15 protein-coding genes and 4 pseudogenes are annotated in these 17,076 nt (G+C 73.9%); 4 read left to right on the forward strand and 15 right to left on the reverse strand.

What is annotated here, in order from left to right:
• Positions 1-186: 186 nt before the first annotated feature.
• Positions 187-1,272: an S-(hydroxymethyl)mycothiol dehydrogenase gene (locus AB0I68_RS12335; protein WP_363177186.1), complete on the reverse strand. Its 1,086-nt coding sequence runs from the start codon at positions 1,270-1,272 to the stop codon at positions 187-189.
• Positions 1,273-1,345: 73 nt separating this feature from the next.
• Entirely contained in the window at positions 1,346-2,338 is a 993-nt protein-coding gene (locus AB0I68_RS12340; RefSeq protein ID WP_363177187.1) for a LysR substrate-binding domain-containing protein, read from the reverse strand.
• Between the two features lie 71 nt (positions 2,339-2,409).
• Here AB0I68_RS12340 and AB0I68_RS12345 point away from each other — a divergent pair, with 71 nt between their 5' ends.
• Together AB0I68_RS12345 and AB0I68_RS12350 are read left to right on the forward strand one after the other, a co-directional pair.
• Positions 2,410-3,303, forward strand: a complete 894-nt coding sequence (locus AB0I68_RS12345; protein ID WP_363177188.1) for a dihydrodipicolinate synthase family protein — start codon at positions 2,410-2,412, stop codon at positions 3,301-3,303.
• A 404-nt stretch (positions 3,304-3,707) separates the two neighbouring features.
• The gene (locus AB0I68_RS12350; RefSeq protein ID WP_363177189.1) at positions 3,708-4,451 is read left to right on the forward strand and encodes a transglycosylase SLT domain-containing protein; all 744 of its coding nucleotides are present in this window, start codon (positions 3,708-3,710) and stop codon (positions 4,449-4,451) included.
• Positions 4,452-4,479: 28 nt separating this feature from the next.
• Here AB0I68_RS12350 and AB0I68_RS12355 read toward each other — a convergent pair whose 3' ends face one another.
• The 4 genes and pseudogenes from AB0I68_RS12355 to AB0I68_RS12370 form a co-directional block, all read right to left on the reverse strand.
• Positions 4,480-4,881, reverse strand: a complete 402-nt coding sequence (locus AB0I68_RS12355) for an isomerase (RefSeq protein WP_363177190.1) — start codon at positions 4,879-4,881, stop codon at positions 4,480-4,482.
• A gap of 59 nt (positions 4,882-4,940) precedes the next feature.
• Complete coding sequence (locus AB0I68_RS12360; protein ID WP_363177191.1) at positions 4,941-5,546, reverse strand: response regulator transcription factor; 606 nt, start codon at positions 5,544-5,546, stop codon at positions 4,941-4,943.
• Complete coding sequence (locus tag AB0I68_RS12365; protein ID WP_363177192.1) at positions 5,543-6,817, reverse strand: sensor histidine kinase; 1,275 nt, start codon at positions 6,815-6,817, stop codon at positions 5,543-5,545. The genes AB0I68_RS12360 and AB0I68_RS12365 overlap by 4 nt, the downstream gene beginning before the upstream one ends.
• A gap of 159 nt (positions 6,818-6,976) precedes the next feature.
• Positions 6,977-7,303 (reverse strand): annotated as a pseudogene (locus AB0I68_RS12370) (ATP-binding cassette domain-containing protein); the annotation flags it as partial.
• Between the two features lie 96 nt (positions 7,304-7,399).
• Here AB0I68_RS12370 and AB0I68_RS12375 point away from each other — a divergent pair.
• Positions 7,400-7,987, forward strand: a pseudogene (locus AB0I68_RS12375) (alpha/beta hydrolase); the annotation flags it as partial.
• Between the two features lie 23 nt (positions 7,988-8,010).
• Here AB0I68_RS12375 and AB0I68_RS12380 read toward each other — a convergent pair.
• From AB0I68_RS12380 to AB0I68_RS12415, 8 genes and pseudogenes are all read right to left on the reverse strand, one after another.
• A pseudogene (locus AB0I68_RS12380) lies at positions 8,011-8,312 on the reverse strand (hypothetical protein); the annotation flags it as partial.
• A 2-nt stretch (positions 8,313-8,314) separates the two neighbouring features.
• A complete protein-coding gene (locus AB0I68_RS12385) occupies positions 8,315-9,229 on the reverse strand; it encodes a squalene/phytoene synthase family protein (RefSeq protein ID WP_363177193.1) in 915 nt (304 codons plus the stop codon).
• 66 nt (positions 9,230-9,295) lie between these two features.
• Positions 9,296-10,993 carry a protein kinase gene (locus tag AB0I68_RS12390; RefSeq protein ID WP_363177194.1) on the reverse strand — a complete coding sequence of 566 codons (1,698 nt, stop codon included), beginning with the start codon at positions 10,991-10,993 and terminating at the stop codon, positions 9,296-9,298.
• A gap of 27 nt (positions 10,994-11,020) precedes the next feature.
• A pseudogene (locus AB0I68_RS12395) lies at positions 11,021-12,544 on the reverse strand (peptide-N4-asparagine amidase); the annotation flags it as partial.
• A gap of 438 nt (positions 12,545-12,982) precedes the next feature.
• The gene (locus AB0I68_RS12400) at positions 12,983-13,249 is read right to left on the reverse strand and encodes a GlsB/YeaQ/YmgE family stress response membrane protein (RefSeq protein ID WP_363177195.1); all 267 of its coding nucleotides are present in this window, start codon (positions 13,247-13,249) and stop codon (positions 12,983-12,985) included.
• A 76-nt stretch (positions 13,250-13,325) separates the two neighbouring features.
• On the reverse strand, positions 13,326-13,634 hold the full coding sequence (locus AB0I68_RS12405; RefSeq protein ID WP_363177196.1) for a hypothetical protein: 309 nt from the start codon (positions 13,632-13,634) through the stop codon (positions 13,326-13,328).
• A gap of 5 nt (positions 13,635-13,639) precedes the next feature.
• Positions 13,640-14,533, reverse strand: coding sequence for a hypothetical protein (locus AB0I68_RS12410; RefSeq protein ID WP_363177197.1), 894 nt, complete (start codon positions 14,531-14,533; stop codon positions 13,640-13,642).
• On the reverse strand, positions 14,530-15,420 hold the full coding sequence (locus AB0I68_RS12415; protein WP_363177198.1) for a phosphatase PAP2 family protein: 891 nt from the start codon (positions 15,418-15,420) through the stop codon (positions 14,530-14,532). Before AB0I68_RS12415 ends, AB0I68_RS12410 begins: the two co-directional genes overlap by 4 nt.
• 210 nt (positions 15,421-15,630) lie before the next feature.
• Between AB0I68_RS12415 and AB0I68_RS12420 the strand changes: the two genes are divergently transcribed.
• Positions 15,631-16,263, forward strand: coding sequence for a TetR/AcrR family transcriptional regulator (locus tag AB0I68_RS12420; RefSeq protein ID WP_363177199.1), 633 nt, complete (start codon positions 15,631-15,633; stop codon positions 16,261-16,263).
• Positions 16,264-16,464: 201 nt separating this feature from the next.
• Here the strand turns inward: AB0I68_RS12420 and AB0I68_RS12425 are convergent, their stop codons facing one another.
• The gene (locus AB0I68_RS12425) at positions 16,465-17,019 is read right to left on the reverse strand and encodes a TerD family protein (protein WP_363177200.1); all 555 of its coding nucleotides are present in this window, start codon (positions 17,017-17,019) and stop codon (positions 16,465-16,467) included.
• Between the last annotated feature and the right edge of the window lie 57 nt (positions 17,020-17,076).

Genomic DNA, 17,076 nt, shown 5'->3' on the forward strand with positions numbered 1-17,076 from the left:
CCGGGTGCCGGGCCGGGTGCCGGGCCGGATGCCGGGCCGGGTGCCGGGCCAGGTGCCGGGCCGGGTGCCGGGCCAGGCCAGGCCAGGTGCCGGGCCGGGCCAGGCCAGGTGCCGGGCCGGGCCAGGCCAGGTGCCGGGCCGGGCCAGGCCAGGTGCCGGGCTGGGCCGGGCCGGGTGCCGGCGGCCCTAGAACTCGACGACCGAGCGGAGGACCTCGCCGCGTTCCATCCGCACGAAGGCGGCTTCGACCCCGTCGAGCGGGATGGTCTCGGACACGAAGGCGTCGAGGTCGAGGCGGCCCTGGAGGTAGAGGTCGATGAGGAGGGGGAAGTCGCGCTCGGGCAGGCAGTCCCCGTACCAGGAGGACTTGAGGGCGCCGCCGCGGCCGAAGACGTCGAGGAGCGGGAGTTCGAGCTTCATCTCCGGCGTCGGCACGCCGACCAGGACCACGGTGCCGGCCAGGTCGCGCGCGTAGAAGGCCTGCTGGTAGGTCTCCGGGCGGCCTACGGCGTCGATGACCACGTCCGCGCCGTTTCCGCCGGTGAGGCCCTGGATGGCCTTGACCACGTCCTCCGTGCGGCCGTTGACGGTGTGGGTGGCCCCGAGGCCCCGCGCCCACTCCAGCTTCCGGTCGTCGAGGTCGACGGCGATGATCCGGGCCGCGCCGGCGAGGCGGGCGCCGGCGACGGCCGCGTTGCCCACTCCCCCGCAGCCGATGACGGCGACGGAGTCGCCCCGGCCGACATTGCCGGTGTTGAGGGCGGCGCCGAGGCCGGCCATCACCCCGCAGCCGAGGAGTCCGGCGGCGGCCGGGGCGGCGGCCGGGTCGACCTTGGTGCACTGGCCGGCCGCGACCAGGGTCTTCTCGGCGAACGCGCCGATGCCGAGCGCCGGGGAGAGCGGGGTGCCGTCCTCCAGGGTCATGGACTGCGTGGCGTTGTGCGTGTTGAAGCAGTACCACGGACGGCCGCGCTTGCAGGCGCGGCAGGTGCCGCACACCGCACGCCAGTTGAGGACCACGAAGTCGCCGGGCGCGACGGAGGTGACGTCCGGGCCGACGGATTCGACGATCCCGGCGGCCTCGTGGCCGAGCAGGAAGGGGAACTCGTCGTTGATGCCGCCCTCGCGGTAGTGCAGGTCGGTGTGGCAGACCCCGCAGGCCTGCACCTTGACCAGGGCCTCGCCGGGTCCCGGGTCGGGCACGAGGATCGTCGTCGTCTCCACCGGTGCGCCCTTGCTCCGGGCGATGACCCCTCGTACACGATGCGTCACGTCGTACCCCGCTCTGTTCGGATCTGTCTGGATCAACGAACGTACACGGACGGGACGGCGGAGGGGAGTTGTGTCACACGGCGGAAGCAGGAGTGGCGAGTTCCGGCGGCACGGCGGCGCGAAGTGCCGCCCCGAAGGCGGCCACCGCCGGGTGGGTGGCGGCGCCGCTGCGGAAGGCGACCTTGGTGCGGCGCTCCATCAGGAGACGCGTGAGGGAGACGGCCGGGTCGGCGGGCCCCATGACCCCGAGCTGCGGGACCACCGCCACGCCCTGGCCGACCGCGACCAGGGCGAGCACGGTGGGGAACTCGTCGACCCGGTGGCGGATCCGCGGAGTGAAGCCGGCGGCCTGGCAGGCCCGCAGGGCCATGGCGTGGCAGAGGGTGCCGGGGGTTGCGGTGATCCAGGGGGCGGCGGCGTGGGACCGCAGTACGGCGCCTTGGTCACCGTCCCGGGCGGCATCCCGGCCGGCGCTCCGCTCGGCGGCGGCGGTGGTGGCGGTGGCGATGGCGTCCGCCGTCGCTGCCGTCGCTGCCGCCGGGGCGGCCAGGTACATCGCCTCCCGGTAGAGCGGTTCCGTGGCGAGCCCCGGCTCCTGCGGCGCGGGGACGAAGTCGTACTCGTGGATCAGGGCCACGTCCAGGTCCCCGGCGCGCAGCGCATGCGCGACCGCCGCCGGGTCGGTCTCGGACACCATCGGCTCCAGCCCCGGATGGCGGCGGGCCAGCGTGACCAGGGCGGCCGGGACGATGGCCCGGATCGCGGTGGGGAAGGCCCCGATGCGCAGGGCTCCGGCCAGGCCGCTGCGCGCCTCGGCGAGGTCGGCGTCGGCCTGTTCGAGCCGCTCCAGGACGGCCTCGGCGTGCCGGACCAGGTTCTGCCCGGCCGGTGTGAGCCGGACCCGGCGGCCGGTCCGCTCGAGCAGCGGCAGGCCCGCCTCGCGTTCGAGCACGCCGAGTTGCTGGGACACCGCCGAAGGGCTGAAGGCGAGGGCCTCCGCCACGGCGGCGATGGTCCCGCGGCGGGCGAGTTCGCGCAGCAGGCGCAGGCGTCGTACGTCGAGCATCGGCTCAGCTTACGGTTCAGGTAAGAAACGCGAACTGGATTTGACGCTCGGGGCAGATGAAGCTCGTGGGCATGGCACAGAACCTCTCCCTCCACGGGATTCACGTACCGCTCGTCACCCCCTTCACACGCGCCGGAGACATCGCCACCGACGCCCTGGAGGCACTCGCCCACGAGGTGCTCGACGAGGGCGCCACCGGGATCGTCGCCCTCGGCACCACCGGCGAGCCCGCCACTCTCGACGAGGCGGAGCGCGACCTCGTCACCGATGTCTGCGCCCGGGTCTGCCGGGAGCGGGGCGCGGTGCTGACCGTGGGCGCCGGGGCGAGCGGCACCCGCGCCGCCGAGGCGGCGCTCGGCCGGCTGGCGAGGTGGCCCGAGGCGCGGGCGGCGCTGGTGGCCGTGCCGTCGTTCGTGCGGCCCGCGGCGGCGGGGGTGCTGGCGCATTTCGCGCGTTTGGCCGAGGTGAGTCCCGTACCGCTGGTCGTCTACCACGTCCCGTACCGGACCGGGCAGCCGCTGGACGCGGCCGCGCTGCGGGCGCTCGGGGAGCTGCCCGGGGTGGCCGGGCTGAAGTACGCGGGCGGCGGCATCGACGAGGACACGGTGGCGCTGCTCGGCGGGCTGCCGGACGGGTGCGCGGTACTGGCGGGCGACGACGTGTACCTGTCGCCGCTGCTGGCGCTGGGCGCGGCGGGCGGGATCCTGGCCTCGGCCCATCTGGCCACGGCCCGGTACGCGGAGCTCGCGGCGGCCTGGCGGGCCGGCGACGTGCCGCGGGCACGGACCCTGGGCCATGGCCTGGCCCGGCTGTCAGCGGCGGTCTTCGCCGAGCCCAATCCGGCGGTGGTCAAGGGGGTGCTCCACGCCCGGGGCCGGATCCCGACGCCGGCCGTACGGCTCCCGCTGCTGCCGGCGGGCGAGGCGGCGGTGTCGGCGGCGCTGGAGCGGCTGGCGGAGCTGTAGCGGCTCCGGCCGCCCCCTTTGAGTCATGACTGGCATGCCGGGAAGCACCCCTGGTGGGCGATTCGCAAACAACGGGCGAGATGCCCGAATCAGGCATACACATGGGCGACTTGTCCGTTTCCACGGAAAGCCACGAAGGCTCGTGATGTGGGTCACTCGAATACGGGCAACATCATTTATCCGGAGGCGGCGATTGCCTTTTCCAGGAAAGGGATTTCGCCATTCCCGGAAGGCACCCTCAAGGTCATTTCCCACCGCGATACCGGGAAGTCGATCACCCGGTGGAATTCAAGCCTTGTTCCGGCCCGGCGGGCTCGCTTACGGTCACGTCGTTCCCAGCGGGCAGCTACCGGATCCGGCCGCCGCCAGGGATCCCCCCGCACCCGCACGTGAGGAATTCCGCCATGCCCGGACTCGGTAAGCACCGTCGGCCGAAGCAGCGCCCGATCGCCCGAAAGCTGGCCTTCGCCGGCACCGGCGGCGCCGCCCTCGCCCTGCCCCTGATCAGCGCGACCACGGCCGGGGCCACCGTCACGCAGCCGGCCTCGGCACCCGCCGTGAAGACCGTCGCGCTGCCCGCCGTCAAGCCGGCGGCGGAAAAGGCCGCTGCTCCCCTGACCTATTCGGTGAACGTCGGCGACACCCTTTCGAAGATCGCCGTCGAGCATGCGGTGAACGGCGGCTGGCAGGCCCTCTACGAGGTCAACCGGAATGCCATCGGCAGCAACCCCTCGATCATTCGCCCCGGGCTCAAGCTGAGCCTGGGCGCCGCGGCGAAGGCGGCCGCCGCGAAGGCGACTGCGGCGGTCAAGCCCGCCACCGCATACGCGAACAACCTCGACGGCTGGATCCGGCAGTCGCTGGACATCATGGCCAAACACGGAATCCCCGGCAGCTACAACGGAATTCACCGCAACGTGATGCGGGAGTCCTCCGGCAACCCGATGGCCATCAACAACTGGGACTCCAACGCGGCGGCCGGCATCCCCTCCAAGGGCCTGCTCCAGGTCATCGACCCGACCTTCCGGGCCTACCACGTGCCCGGCACGTCCCTGGACTCGTACGACCCGGTCGCCAACATCACGGCCGCCTGCAACTACGCGGCGGCCCGCTACGGCTCGATCGACAACGTCAACGGCGCGTACTGACCCGGCAGCAGGCAGGGGCGGTCCCGCTTCAGGCCCCTGTGGCCCCCGCGGCCCCCGCCCCCGCATCCCCCGCGTCTCCCACGTACTTGCAGTACGCCGATCCCAGCTCGGTCACGTCCACGGACCAGTGCACGACCGCTCCCGGCGCGGAGCCCGTGTACGCGCGGACCAGTTCGAGCACGGCCCGGCTCAACTCCGCCTTCACCTCGTCCGTACGGCCCGGCAGCAGGCCCAGCTCGACGTGGACGAGGGCGTGCTCCGGCGCCCCGTCGGCCACGAAGGTCTCCTCGACGCACCGGAAGCGGGTCTTGCAGGTGTCGACGGGGGTGTCGGCGATCTCGGCAGTCAGCGGATGCAGGGCACCCGCGAACCCGCGGCGGTCGAAGGCGTCGGACAAGGACGCGGAGTAGTCCACGGTGATCTGCGGCATCAGTCGCTCCAGCTTCGGGATTCGGCGTACGCGCCAGTCTCCCCCACCCGTTCGCGCCGTCAGAGCCAGCCCTGGCGACGGGCCGCGCGGACGGCCTCCATGCGGTTGCGGGTACCGGTCTTGCCGATGGCCGAGGACAGGTGGTTCCGTACCGTCGACCCGGACAGGTGGACCCTGGCCGCGATGTCGGCCACGGTCGCCCCGTCGACCGCCGCGTTCAGCACGTCGGCCTCGCGCGCGGTCAGCGGGTTCGGGCCGGCGCTGAGCGCGGCGGCCGCGAGCGCGGGGTCGATCACGGTCTCTCCGGCGAGCACCCGGCGTATCGCGGCGGCCAGTTCCTCCACCGGCCCGTCCTTGACCAGGAACCCGCCGGCCCCCGCCTCCATCGCCCGGCGCAGGTAGCCGGGGCGCCCGAAGGTGGTCAGGATCAGCACCCGGCAGCCGGGGCAGCGCGTGCGCAGCTCGGCGGCGGCGTCGAGCCCGCTGCGGCCCGGGAGTTCGATGTCGAGCAGGGCCACGTCCGGCCGCGTCTCGATCGCGGCGGGAACGATCTCGTCCCCGGCGCCGACCTGCGCCACGACCTCGATGTCCTCCTCCAGCCCGAGCAGCAGGGCCAGCGCGCCGCGCATCATGCCCTGGTCCTCCGCGAGCAGGACCTTGATCATCGATTCTCCTCGTTCTCCGGGGTGGCCGGGTTCTCCGGTTCGGCCGGCTCCACCGGGAGCTCGGCGGTGACCCGGAAGCCGCGGCCCGGGCCCGGGGCCGGACCGCCGACGAAGGTGCCGCCCGCCGCGGCGAGGCGTTCGGTCAGGCCGGTCAGTCCGCTGCCCGGCGGGGTCGAGCCTACGCCGCTTCCATCGTCGGTGATCACCAGGCGGACCCGTTCCGCGGAGCTCCGCACCTCGAACTCGCAGGTGGTCGCGCCGCTGTGCCGGATGGCATTGGTGGCGGCCTCGCGCACCACCCAGCCGAGCAGGGCCGCCGCCTGCGGGGGCAGCGGAGGCCCGGACTGCCGTACGACGGGCTCGATCCCGGCGGCGGTCAGCGCGCCGCGGGCCCGGTCGAGTTCGGCCTCGAGGCCGGCCTCGCGGTAGCCGGTGACGGCCTCCCGGATCTCGGTGAGCGCCTGGCGGCCGACGGACTCGATGTCGGCGACCTGGGCGAGGGCCGCGTCCATGTCCCGGGGGGCGATCCGGCGGGCCGCCTCCGACTTCACGACGATCACCGAGAGGGTGTGGCCGAGCAGGTCGTGCAGATCGCGGGAGAAGCGCAGCCGCTCCTGGTCCACGGCGGCCCGGGCCAACTCCTGCCGCGTCTCGCGCAGTTCCTTCACCGTCTCGGACAAGGCCAGGATCGCCGCGGTGACCATCCCGGACACGAGGGTCCCGTAGACGATGCCGAGGGTGTCCCAGCCCTCGTCCAGCCCCGCGACCGCCCCGGCCAGGCCGGTGACGACGAACATCACCGGGCCGAGCGCGCGGCCCCGGACCACCGCACCGGTGGCCAGGCCCCACAGCGGGAAGAACAGCAGCCAGTTGCCCCCGTAGGCGAGGGCGAGCCCGCAGGTGACCGCGCCCAGCGCGGCAAGGCACCAGCGGGTGCTCGCAGCCTCCCGCGCCCGCTTGTCGAAGGCGCGGAACACCAGGGTGATGTAGAGGGAGTTGAAGACCAGCAGGCCGAGGGCGCCGATCCAGGGGTTGGGAGTCTCCCCCTTGATCACGTTGGAGATGGCTCCCATGCCCATCAGCAGCCACGGCAGCAGCGTGAAGGCATTGGGCGGGCCCATCGGGCCGCGGCCGTAATCGGGGGCCTCGCCGCATGCCTTGCGGCGCTTCTCCAGTGCCCGCCATTCGGCTTTGCGGGCCTCCAAGTCGGCCTTCCGCTCCCTCGCGAGCTCCCGCCTGCCCTGCATCTTCGCTCCTGTCACCCGGTTCATGCGTTACACCGTCCTCGCGGACCGACGGTACGAGAGCACCGCGTACGAGCCGAACAGAAGGGCCCACACCGCGAGTACGGCGACCGCCGCCAGGCCGGGGGCGGCGCCGGCGGCGAGGGACTGGCCGATCTCGGCGAAGCGGCGCGTGGGGGTGAAGCCGGTGATCCGCGGTACGGCGCGCCCCTCCTGGAGCATCGCGCCCACCCGGCCGGCCAGGACCGCCTGGCCGGGGGTCTGCCCGAAGAGCCGTACGCTGCCCGCGTCGGGTTCGTTCAGGCCGAGCAGCAGGCTGATGGCGGTGGACTTTCCGGCGCCGTTGCGGCCGAGCAGGGCGACCGTCTCGCCGCGCCGGACGTCGAGGTCGATGCCGGTGGCGGCCTGGACGGCGCCGAAGGCCTTGGCGGCGTGCCGGAACCGGATCGCGGGCTCGGCGTTCGGTGGCTCCGCGGTCTGCGTCGTCCGGGCTGTGTGCGTCGTCTGCGTCATGCCCACCACGCTATGGACCGGGGCGGCTCCCCCGGCAGATCCGCGTGTACGGACCCCGCCGGTACAAATGTCCTGACGGGCGGCCTCGGCCCCTCCAGGGCCCGTCTGCTCGTGAACGGCTGCGGCTTCCACGTCGCCGTCATCGACGCGCCCGGTCACGGCGACCGGCCGCGCACGGAGCACGACGAGGCGGAGATCGCCGAGCTGTTCCGTGCGAGGGCGGCGGGCGAGCCTGAAGGCCCGATCGTCGTCCGCTACAACGAGCACCTGTCGGACCTCGCCGTACCCGAGTATCAGACGACCCTGGACGCCCTTCAGGAGCGTCCGGAGATCGGCGCCGACGGGCCGGTCGGCTACTGGGGCATCAACATGGGCACCGCGATCGGCGTGCCGTTCGTGGCGGTCGAACCCAGGATCACTGCCGCGGTCTTCGGCCAGCACTGGCCCGACGTCCTGGCCGAGAAGGCGAAGCAGATCACCGTCCCGATCGAGTTCGATCTGCAGTGGGACGACAAGCACATCTCTCGCGAGGAGGGTCTCGCGCTGTTCGACGCCTTCGCCTCGAAGGAGAAGTCGTTGCACGTGAACTCGGGCAAGCACAAGGAGCTGCCCCGGTTCGAGGCCGACAGCGCGGTCCGGTTCCTCGCCCAGCACCTCGGCGCAGCGGTCACCGCGTCGGCCTGACGTGCGCGGTTGCGGCGTCCGGCTCAGCCGGCCGGGCGCCACAACCGCGGCCCCTGGTCGAGGCTGCGTATCCAGGTGACGGATCCGCGCCGTTGGAGCCCCGCCATGTAGCTCACGGGCGTCTTGTCGCAGCGCGTGGCCAGGCCCCGCCAGGCCCGGATCTTGTTGATGCAGCGTTCCGCCGTGTTGCGCTCCTTGTACGGCTCGGCGTCATGGGACACCGGCCGACCGCCGTCCTGTCGGCGGCGACCGCGTCGGGCCTCATGCGGGGACGGCCCACCGGCCCGCGCACCTTGATCCTCTCCAGCACGACGACGAACTCAGGCCCTAGCGGGACGTGCGGGACCTGCCTGCGCGGGCGCGGAGCAGGGTGCGGACGGGGGCCGCCAGGCCGTAGCCGACGTCCTTGCGCAGGGCCTGGACGCCGGCCCGTTCCACGGCGGTCAGTTGGTGTCCCATGAGCTCCGACATGGTCGCGATCACCGGGCGCAGACCCGGCTCGACCAGGTCGAGGATGCCGTCGGTGGCATCCAGGGCGGTGCGGGCGCGCCGGGTTTCGTCGGCGAGGAGCGCGCGTACGGCCGGGGTGTCGCGGGCCTGTTCGAGGTCGGCCCGGGTGACGGAGTGCTCGGCGAGGCGGGTGCGCGGGAGGCAGAGCCGGCCCTCCGCGAGGTCCCCGGCGAGGTCGGCGAGGAAGTCGACCCGCTGGGCGGCGTCGACGAACCGCCGCCACCCGGCGGCCTGTTCCTCGTCGGGGCCGCCCTGGTACTGGAGCCCGGTGAAGACCAGCACCCCGGGCCAGGCGTAGGCGTCGAGGTAGGCCTGGAAGTCCTCGTCGGTCCCGAAGCCGTCGAAGCAGGCCTCAGCGGTGGCCGCGCCCTCCAGGAACCGGGAGACCCAGTGCCCGGGGAGGCCGCGGGATGCGACGGCGTGGGCGTACGCGCGCAGCAGCGGGTCGGGGCTGTCGCCGGTCTTCAGGGCCGCCTCCACCTGCCCGGTGAGCGCGGCCAGACCGGCTGAACGTTCCTGCGGTGTGCCGGTCTCGGCCACGTCGTCGACCCGGTTCATGAAGGCCACCCCCGCCGTCAGCCAGGGCACCAGCGGCGGCGCGGCGAGCAGGCGCAGCGTCAGGTACGGGGCCGGCTCGCGGCGCAGGACCCGGCGGGCGACGTACGTGTAGTCGTCGCGCAGTCGGGGGCCGGAGATACCGGCCGCCGTCAGGGTGGTGCGCCAGCTGGGCATGGTGGTCGTACTCCTCGAGCCGTGAAGGGCCGTACGCAGGTGCGGCATGCGTACGGGTACACGATGTCAGGAGCGGTAGACCTTCTTCACCTTGCCCTGGGTGTCGGCGTAGACGTAGCCGCCCTGGCCGTACTCGTCGGTGAGGTAGGGCCGCATGGACGGGGTCTGGTCGAAGAGCCAGGGCTCGACGATGACGTAGCGGGAGGTCGGGTTGGCCACGCCGAGCTCCTGCTTGGCCTGGTCGAGGAGGGCCGGCAGGGCGTCCCAGTTGACGGCCGCCATGTCGATCAGCGGCTCGTCCGGCTTGACGGTGCCGCCGGGGCCGGTGCGCTTCGCCTCGCCGTCGCGGTACTCGTAGCGGTCGTAGGTCTTGGCTCCGGGGCCGGTGGGGACGGAGGCGAGCACGTACTCCTCGTAGACCGTCATCTCCACGAACTCGGTGGTGCCGGACTTCTGCTTGAGGGCCTCGAGCGCGGTGCGCACGTTGGCGGGGGTGAGCAGGCTGCCCTTGGGAGCGGCGACGGGGCTGCCGTTCGCCCTGGGGGTGCTCGCCTTGGCGCCGGGGGTGGAGGGGGCTGCGCCGAGGGTGGCGCCGCCGCCCTTCGCCCCGCTGCCGCCGCCGTCGGTGTGGCCGTCGGGGAGCCAGTTGACGATCCCGATCGCGCCGCCGGCGAGGGCCACCGCGAGGAGGCCGCCGATCAGCGCCGGGCGGCGGCGCGGGGTGCGCACTCCCGGGACGGGCGTGGTGACCGAGTACGGGGACCCGCCGCCGGGGGTGAACGGCGGCGACGGGGCGTAGGGCTGCGGGATCCCGGGGTGCGGGAGCGGGGCCTGGCCGATGCCGATCGGGGTCTGCGGGTTCGGCGGCCCGTACTGGCCCAGGACCACGGGCGGCACGACCGGCGCCGCGCCTCCGAGAGCAGCGCTCGCATCCCGGAGCAGTTGTTCCAGCTGCGCGGCGTCGGGCCGTACGGCCAGATCCCGTACGAGGAGCCGTTCCAGTACGGGCCCCAGCGGGCCGGACCGCACCGGAGCCGGGATCGGCTCGTCGAGCACGGCGACGACGGTGGCCAGGCTGGTGGCCCGGCGCAGCGGATGGACCCCCTCCGCCGCCACGTAGAGCAGCATGCCGAGCGACCACAGGTCGGAGGCCGCCAGCCCCTCCTCGCCGCGTGCGCGCTCCGGCGCGATGTACTCCGGCGAGCCGATGAGCACGCCGGTGGAGGTGAGGGCGGTCGAACCGTGCAGGGCGGCGATGCCGAAGTCGGTCAGCACGGCCGAGCCGTCGGGGCGCAGCAGCACGTTGGCCGGTTTCACATCGCGGTGGAGCACCCCCTCGGCGTGCGCGGCCCGCAGCGCGGACAGCACGTCGATGCCGAGCCGCAGCGCCTCGGCGACCGGCATCGGCCCCGACTCCAGCCTGTCGTGCAGGGAGCCGCCCTTGACCAGCTCCATCACGATCCACGGATGCCCGTCCGTGCCGGCCGCGGGCTCGACGATGTGGTGGATCGTCACCACGTGCGGGTGCGCGAGCCGGGCGAGCGCCCGTGCCTCGCGGATGGCGCGTTCGCGCAGCTGGACGGTGAGGCCGGGCTGGGCGGCGGCGGTCGCCGGGTCCGGCGGGCGCACCTCTTTGAGGGCGACGTCGCGGTGCAGTGCGATGTCGCGGGCGCGCCACACCGTGCCCATGCCGCCGGCGCCCAGGGGTGCGATCAGTTCGAATCGGCCGTCGACCAGCTGTCTGCCGGCCTCACTCTTGTCCATGGCCGGTCATCGTAGGCGCCGCCGCTGTCAGCAGCGTCGGCGGTCCACCGTCACCGTTCCCTGGGCGGTGGCCAGCGTGCGGTCGTAGCAGCCGCCCGCGGTTTCCGGCCCGTACCGCTGGTAGCGCTCGGCGCTGGTGCCGACCGCGTGCCGCTGCTCGCGCGGGACGTTCGCCGTGTAGCTCGCGTCGCCCGTGTACCGGTCGTCGAGCCGGGTCCGGTCCACGGTCCGGCCGCCGCGCAGGGTGGTCGTCTCGGCCCGGTCGCCGAGCGCGATGACGGTGCGCAGCCGGTCCCCTGCGCCGAGGGTGGTCTCGCCGTCCATCGTGTACGTGCGCGCGGTGCGGACGGTGGTGGGCCCGCGGGTGACACTCTCCTCGTCGGTCCAGCCGGCGGTCAGGGCGTCCTGGTTCTCGCCCTCCGTCCAGCGGTGCTCGGAGGTGTTGTGGACGGCGCGGGTCACGGTGGTGGTGACCCGGCCGTGGGAGGTGTCGAGCCGGCCGGCGACGGTGAGGCGGTGGCCGCCCTCGGTGTCGAGGCGGTGCTGCGTACCGGGCGTACCGGGGGTCCAGTGGGTGGAGTTGGCCGGTGTGCCCTCCTCGTGGCGGGTGAGGGAGCCGGTGACGACCGTACGGCCCTCGTCCTGCCACAGGAGGAGGTTCGCCGGGGTGCTCCAGCCGCTCTGCCCGGCCGGGACACCCGCGACGGACACCTCGATCCGGTGCGGGCGGCCGTCGTTGAGGAGGGCGGCGTACGGGGTGAGGTCGTAGACGACCGGCTGGACGTCGAAGGCGCGGGGCGCGGGGGTGACGTACCAGAGGAAGGGGTTCGACCAGCCGCCGGTCCACACGGTCGGGAAGGGGGCCGCGATGCCGGCGAGTTGCCCGTCGACGCAGATCCGTACCTCGCGGTAGGGGCCGTCGGCGGCCTTGCAGGAGTAGGGGGCGGCGTCGGGAGTGGTCATGTACCAGTACTCCTCGCAGCCGCCGCCGGAGCCGGTGGCGTACACCTCGGCGAGGAGCCGCTCGGTGTTGCGCGGGGTGGTGACGGCGGGGGTGGTGAGCGGGAGGACGCGGTCGGGGGTGTCGGGGGCCGGGGTGTGCCGGTCGGCGGCGTAGAAGGTGAGGGTGACCTTGACATCGATGACGCCGGTGTAGGTGTCGTTGACGACGTTGCCGATCAGCATCTCGACGGGCTGCGGCCGGCTGAGGGTGTCGCGGTAGCGGGTGACGTCCTTCTCGACGGACCAGGTGATGCCGTCGGGCGAGGGCTCGGGGGTGGAGGTGCGGAGGATTTCGACGCCGCCGAGGGAGAGGTGGCCGAGGCGGTCGTACTGGCGGCCCTTGACCTTGCCGTCGAGGCGCAGGACGACTTCGGCCCAGGGTCCGCCGCATTCGGCCGGGGGTGCGTAGCTCCCCTGATAGGGGGTGTAGTCGCGGAACTGCGCCTCGGCGAGGGTCACCTCGCAGGACCGGGTCGCGGGGCGCGCGATGGGCGGGGCGGCGGTGAGGGGGTCGTGCCAGTCGCTCCCGAACTCGGGGGGCGGCTCTGCGCCGGCGCCGGGTCGGGGCACGGCCGAGGTGCCCGCCGGGCCCGCCGGGCTCGCTTCGGTGGCGCGGTGGGCGCCGCTCGCGGTCGCGGGTCCTGCGGCGCCGGCCAGGGTGCCTGCGGCGAGCGCGAGCGCGCCGAGCAGGCCCATGATCCTGTGTCGTCTCATGGCCCCGCAGTGAATCCCGCCCCACCGGGTCGGCACCAGGGCTCCCGCCCCGTCCCTGACCGGATCTCGCCCCCCGCCTCCGCGTACGGCTGCGCCGGAGCGGGCCCGACGGGCCGTACGCAACGACCCGCCGGGAAGGCCCCCGCCGCCGGCCCGGTCGCCGGCGCGGGCAGTCGGCCCGGCCCTCCGCCCGGCGTGAGGGCGGGTTGTCAGGAGGTGCGGAGCGCACGTCGCGCCGTGCGGCCCCAGCCTGGGCGGTGGTCCCGGCGCCGCTCAGTCGCGGGAGTTGCCGAACAGGATCCGGTAGCCGATGAGCAGCACCAGCGAGCCTGCGATCGCGGAACCCCAGGTGGCGGGGTCGTAGAACTCGTGTCCGATCGGCTTGTCCAGGAACTTCGCGGAGAGCCAGCCGCCGACGAAGGCTCCGGCGATGCCGATGAGGGTGGTCCCGATCAAGCCGCCAGGGTCGCGGCCGGGCAGCAGGACCTTGGCTATGAGGCCGGCCAGCAGCCCCAGGACGATCCAGCTGACGATCCCCATGATTGTTCACTCCGCTTCGTTCGTTCCTGCGTGTTCGCGTTCACCGGGGAGGACGCGAACACCGGCGAAACGGTTCTCAGCCGCGGCGGGTCCGTACGAGCGCGACCCCGGCGACCACCACCGCGGCCGCCACGAGCCCTCGGTGCGAACTCCGCGCGAGCGCCGCCCCGGTCGACCGGAAGGAGAGTACGGAGCGGTGCGACCGGGCGGAGAGCAGGGAGCCCGTGCTCAGCCAGGAGCCCGCGGAGCCGAGCGAGAGCGCGGAGCCGACGGACCCGACCGACAGGACGCTGCCGGCGGAGCCGATGGAGAGCACCGATCCCACCGAACCGATGGACAGCACCGAGTTCTTGGACCAGAGCGAGAGGAACGATCCGTCAGCCATGCTCGTCATGCTGCCACACGGCTGATCGGCACACGGGCAGCCGGTGCCGGGGTGAGGGAAGCCGCCTGCGCGGGGGCGGCGGTCTCGGCCGTCCGCGTCAGCAGCAGTACCCCGCGCGCCGCCGCGAGCGCTCCGGCCACGGCGAGCAGGAGCCCCATCGCGCCGCCCTGGAGGCGTTCGCCGAGCAGGACCATGCCGATGGCGGCCGCGGCCATCGGATTGGCCAGGTTCACCACGGCGAGCGGCGCCCCGAGCCCGCCCCGGTAGGCCCGCTGCGACAGGAGCATCCCGCCGACCGCGAACACCACGACGAGCAGCGCCACGGAGACGACCCGCACGCTGAGCAGGGCCCCGCCGCGGCCGCCCGCGACGGCCACGGTCTGGGTCAGGGCGGAGGCCACGGCGGAGGCCAGCCCGGACGCCGTCGCGTGCCGCAGCCCCGAGCGCACGTCCCGGCGTGCGGTCAGGAGCACGATCACGGCGGCGGTCGCCCCGGACACGGCGAGCGCCTCGGCCAGGGTGAGGGTGTCGTCGGGGGCCGGTCCGGAGGCCGGGAGCAGCAGCAGGCCGAGCCCGACGACGGTGGCCAGGGTGCCCCGCCATTCGGTGGCCGCGACCCGGCGCCCGGCCCCGCGGGCCCCGAGCGGGACGGCGGCGACGAGGGTGAGCGCGCCGAGCGGCTGGACCAGGGTGAGCGGGCCGTAGCGCAGGGCGGCCGCGTGCAGCAGCGCGGCGCCGGCGTTCAGCCCGGCCGACCACCACCAGGCCCCGTTGCCGAGCAGGGCGCCCGCGCTGCGGGCGACGGCGGCGCGGGCGAGCCGCTCCTGGGCCACGGCGGCTGCCGCGTAGGCGACGGCGGCGGCGAGGCAGAGCGCGACGGCGAGGGCGGTGGCGTTCACCGGCCCACCCCCACGGCCTCGGGACCGGCCTCCGCGACCTCGGGCGAAGCGTCCTGGGCCGCTCCCGCCGCCCCGGCCGCCCCGGCGGCGCTCCGCGGGCGCGGCAGGTGCCGTACGACGGGCAGCGAGCCGGTACGGACCCGCGGGCGCGGGACGACCAGCAGCGCCGCACCGAGCAGCACGGTGGCGACGATCGCGTCGAGCCAGTAGTGGTTGGCGGTGCCGACGACCACGAGCAGCGTCAGCAGCGGGTGCAGCAGCCACAGCACGCGCCAGCGGGACCGGGTGGCGGCGATCATGCCGAGCGCCAGCATGAGCGCCCACCCGAAGTGCAGGGAGGGCATCGCGGCGAACTGGTTGGCCATGGTGTCGGCGGCGGGCGCGGCCCGGTAGACGGAGGGCCCGTAGACCAGCCCGGTGTCCACCAGGTGCGCGGCGTCGAGCATCCGCGGCGGTGCGAGCGGGAAGGCGAGGTGCAGCGCGAGGGCGGCGCCGGTCAGGACGGCGAGTACGCGCCGGGCCCACAGGTAGTGGCCGGGTCGGCGCAGGTACAGCCAGATCAGGAAGATCGCGGTCGCCGGGAAGTGCACGGCCGCGTAGTACGTGTTCGCCGTGTGCACGAGGGCGTCCCCGGCCCCGCCGCTGCCGGCCCCGTGGAGGAGCAGCCGCTGGATCGCGCCCTCGCCCGGCAGGTGCAGGGTGCGCTCGGCGTCCCAGATCCTGCGGGCGTTGCGGAACGCCTCGTCGGTGCGGTCCGTGGAGAGCATCCGGCCCGCCTTGTACACGGCGAACAGGCCCGCGACGAGTAGCAGCTCGCGTATGAGGCGGCGCCGCTGCCTGGTTGCCGGGCCGTCGGCCGGCCCGTCAGGTGTCGTGTGGGAGCTCATTCCCCCGACTCTCTCTTCGTGTACTCGAGCGCCGCCTGAAGGCGGCTGGTGCGCCGGTGTACGGCGGCCGGCGTCGGCTGCCGCACATCGACACGCCAGTGTATCGATACATTCGCGTATCGATACGCAGGTGTACCGATACGTTCGCGTTCCCGTATACTTTCCCCACGGAACCACCCGCCGCGGAGCCCCCGAGGAGAGCCGCCCACCATGACGTCGACGCCGCCCGCCGCGCGCCGCTCCAAGATCACCCCGGAGCGGGTGCAGGAGTTCTACGACGCCGTCCTGGAGCAGCTGCGCGAGCACGGGTACGAGGCCCTGACCATGGAGGGCGTCGCCGCCCGGGCCTGTTGCGGGAAGTCGACCCTCTACCGGCAGTGGAAGACCAAGCCCCAGCTGGTGGCGGCCGCCCTGCGGGCGAACCGGCAGGGCACGCTGGTCGCGGTGGACACCGGCACGCTCGCCGGCGACCTGCGCGAGGCGGCCCGGATCGCGGCCGGCAACTCGGGCCGCGACACCCGCCTCACCCAGGCCCTCGGGCATGCCGTGCTCAGCGACGAGGAGCTGCAGGCGGCCCTGCGCGAGGCGCTGGTCGAGCCGGAGCTGGCCGCGTTCGACGCGATGGTGGCGCGGGCGGTGGCGCGCGGCGAGATCGTGGCGGACCATCCGGCCGTGGAGTTCCTGCCGGCCCAGCTGATGGGCGTGCTGCGGATCCGGCCGGTGCTGGAGGGGCAGTACGCCGACGCCGACTACCTGGTCCGCTTCGTCGATGCGGCCCTGCTGCCCGCCCTGGGCCTGGCCCCCATCCCCGTGCCGGACCCGAACGGGGCTCCGGCCCCCTGAACCGGTGGGCCGCCGTCACCGATGACCGGACGGCGACCCGCCCGCGCTGCCTCGTGGGGACGGCGGCAGCGCGCCACCCGGACGGGGCGGTGGTCACTCACTCGAGGGAGTGACCACCGCCCGGTCTGTGCGGCCGAAGGCCCACGCCCAGGACCCCGCACCCACACCCACACCCCACGACCTCCGGCCCCGCCGCCCGCGTCAGGACCGCAGGGCGCCCATGGTCCGGGCGAATTCCTCCGGATCGACGTCGAAGCCCCGCACGGCGGCGTCCAGCGACCAGACGCCCGAAGCATCGCGCGTGAACTCCGCGACCGTGGCCGCGGTGGCGGCCGGGACGCCGTCGAAATCGGCCACCGCGAGATCGGTGTAGCCCTCCCGGATCCGGACCCCCGTACCGCCTACGGCCGCGAAGGTCTTCGTACGGGCGCCGCGCGGGCCGGTGTCCTGGATGACCACGCCCACCACCACCCGCCCCAACGCGGGTGCCATCCGGTTCAGTTCGAGGGTCATCACCTCGTCGAAGCCGAAGCCCTGGCCGGTGTGGCTGTCGCGGTTCAGCGTGATGGTGCCGTCGGGGGACCGGCTCCCGAAGTGCACGAGGTGGACCGGCTCCCCGTGGAGGTCCGCGGCGCCGTACACCGCGGCGATGATGTCCAGGTCGTGGGCGGGTGTGCCCGCAGGGCTCGGATCCCACCGCAGTGCGATCTCCACCTTGGCCAGGCTCTTGCGTACCCCGCTCGTCGAAACGCTCACCGAACTCCCCCTTCTCTTGCCGGGTGTTGCCCCACCATGCTGTCATGCGACCCCCGT

Origin of the sequence: Streptomyces sp. NPDC050448 (assembly GCF_040655295.1) — a bacterium.
GTDB lineage: Bacteria > Actinomycetota > Actinomycetes > Streptomycetales > Streptomycetaceae > Streptomyces.

What these genes read in the sequence shown, in the direction of transcription:
- AB0I68_RS12385 (WP_363177193.1), bottom strand. Translation starts at nt 9,229, where the DNA reads ATGCCCAGCTGGCGCACCACCCTGACGGCGGCCGGTATCTCCGGCCCC.
- AB0I68_RS12365 (WP_363177192.1), bottom strand. Translation starts at nt 6,817, where the DNA reads ATGAACCGGGTGACAGGAGCGAAGATGCAGGGCAGGCGGGAGCTCGCG.
- AB0I68_RS12345 (WP_363177188.1), top strand. Translation starts at nt 2,410, where the DNA reads ATGGCACAGAACCTCTCCCTCCACGGGATTCACGTACCGCTCGTCACC.
- AB0I68_RS12420 (WP_363177199.1), top strand. Translation starts at nt 15,631, where the DNA reads ATGACGTCGACGCCGCCCGCCGCGCGCCGCTCCAAGATCACCCCGGAG.
- AB0I68_RS12340 (WP_363177187.1), bottom strand. Translation starts at nt 2,338, where the DNA reads ATGCTCGACGTACGACGCCTGCGCCTGCTGCGCGAACTCGCCCGCCGC.
- AB0I68_RS12400 (WP_363177195.1), bottom strand. Translation starts at nt 13,249, where the DNA reads ATGGGGATCGTCAGCTGGATCGTCCTGGGGCTGCTGGCCGGCCTCATA.
- AB0I68_RS12415 (WP_363177198.1), bottom strand. Translation starts at nt 15,420, where the DNA reads ATGAGCTCCCACACGACACCTGACGGGCCGGCCGACGGCCCGGCAACC.
- AB0I68_RS12390 (WP_363177194.1), bottom strand. Translation starts at nt 10,993, where the DNA reads ATGGACAAGAGTGAGGCCGGCAGACAGCTGGTCGACGGCCGATTCGAA.
- AB0I68_RS12405 (WP_363177196.1), bottom strand. Translation starts at nt 13,634, where the DNA reads ATGGCTGACGGATCGTTCCTCTCGCTCTGGTCCAAGAACTCGGTGCTG.
- AB0I68_RS12350 (WP_363177189.1), top strand. Translation starts at nt 3,708, where the DNA reads ATGCCCGGACTCGGTAAGCACCGTCGGCCGAAGCAGCGCCCGATCGCC.
- AB0I68_RS12360 (WP_363177191.1), bottom strand. Translation starts at nt 5,546, where the DNA reads ATGATCAAGGTCCTGCTCGCGGAGGACCAGGGCATGATGCGCGGCGCG.
- AB0I68_RS12355 (WP_363177190.1), bottom strand. Translation starts at nt 4,881, where the DNA reads ATGCCGCAGATCACCGTGGACTACTCCGCGTCCTTGTCCGACGCCTTC.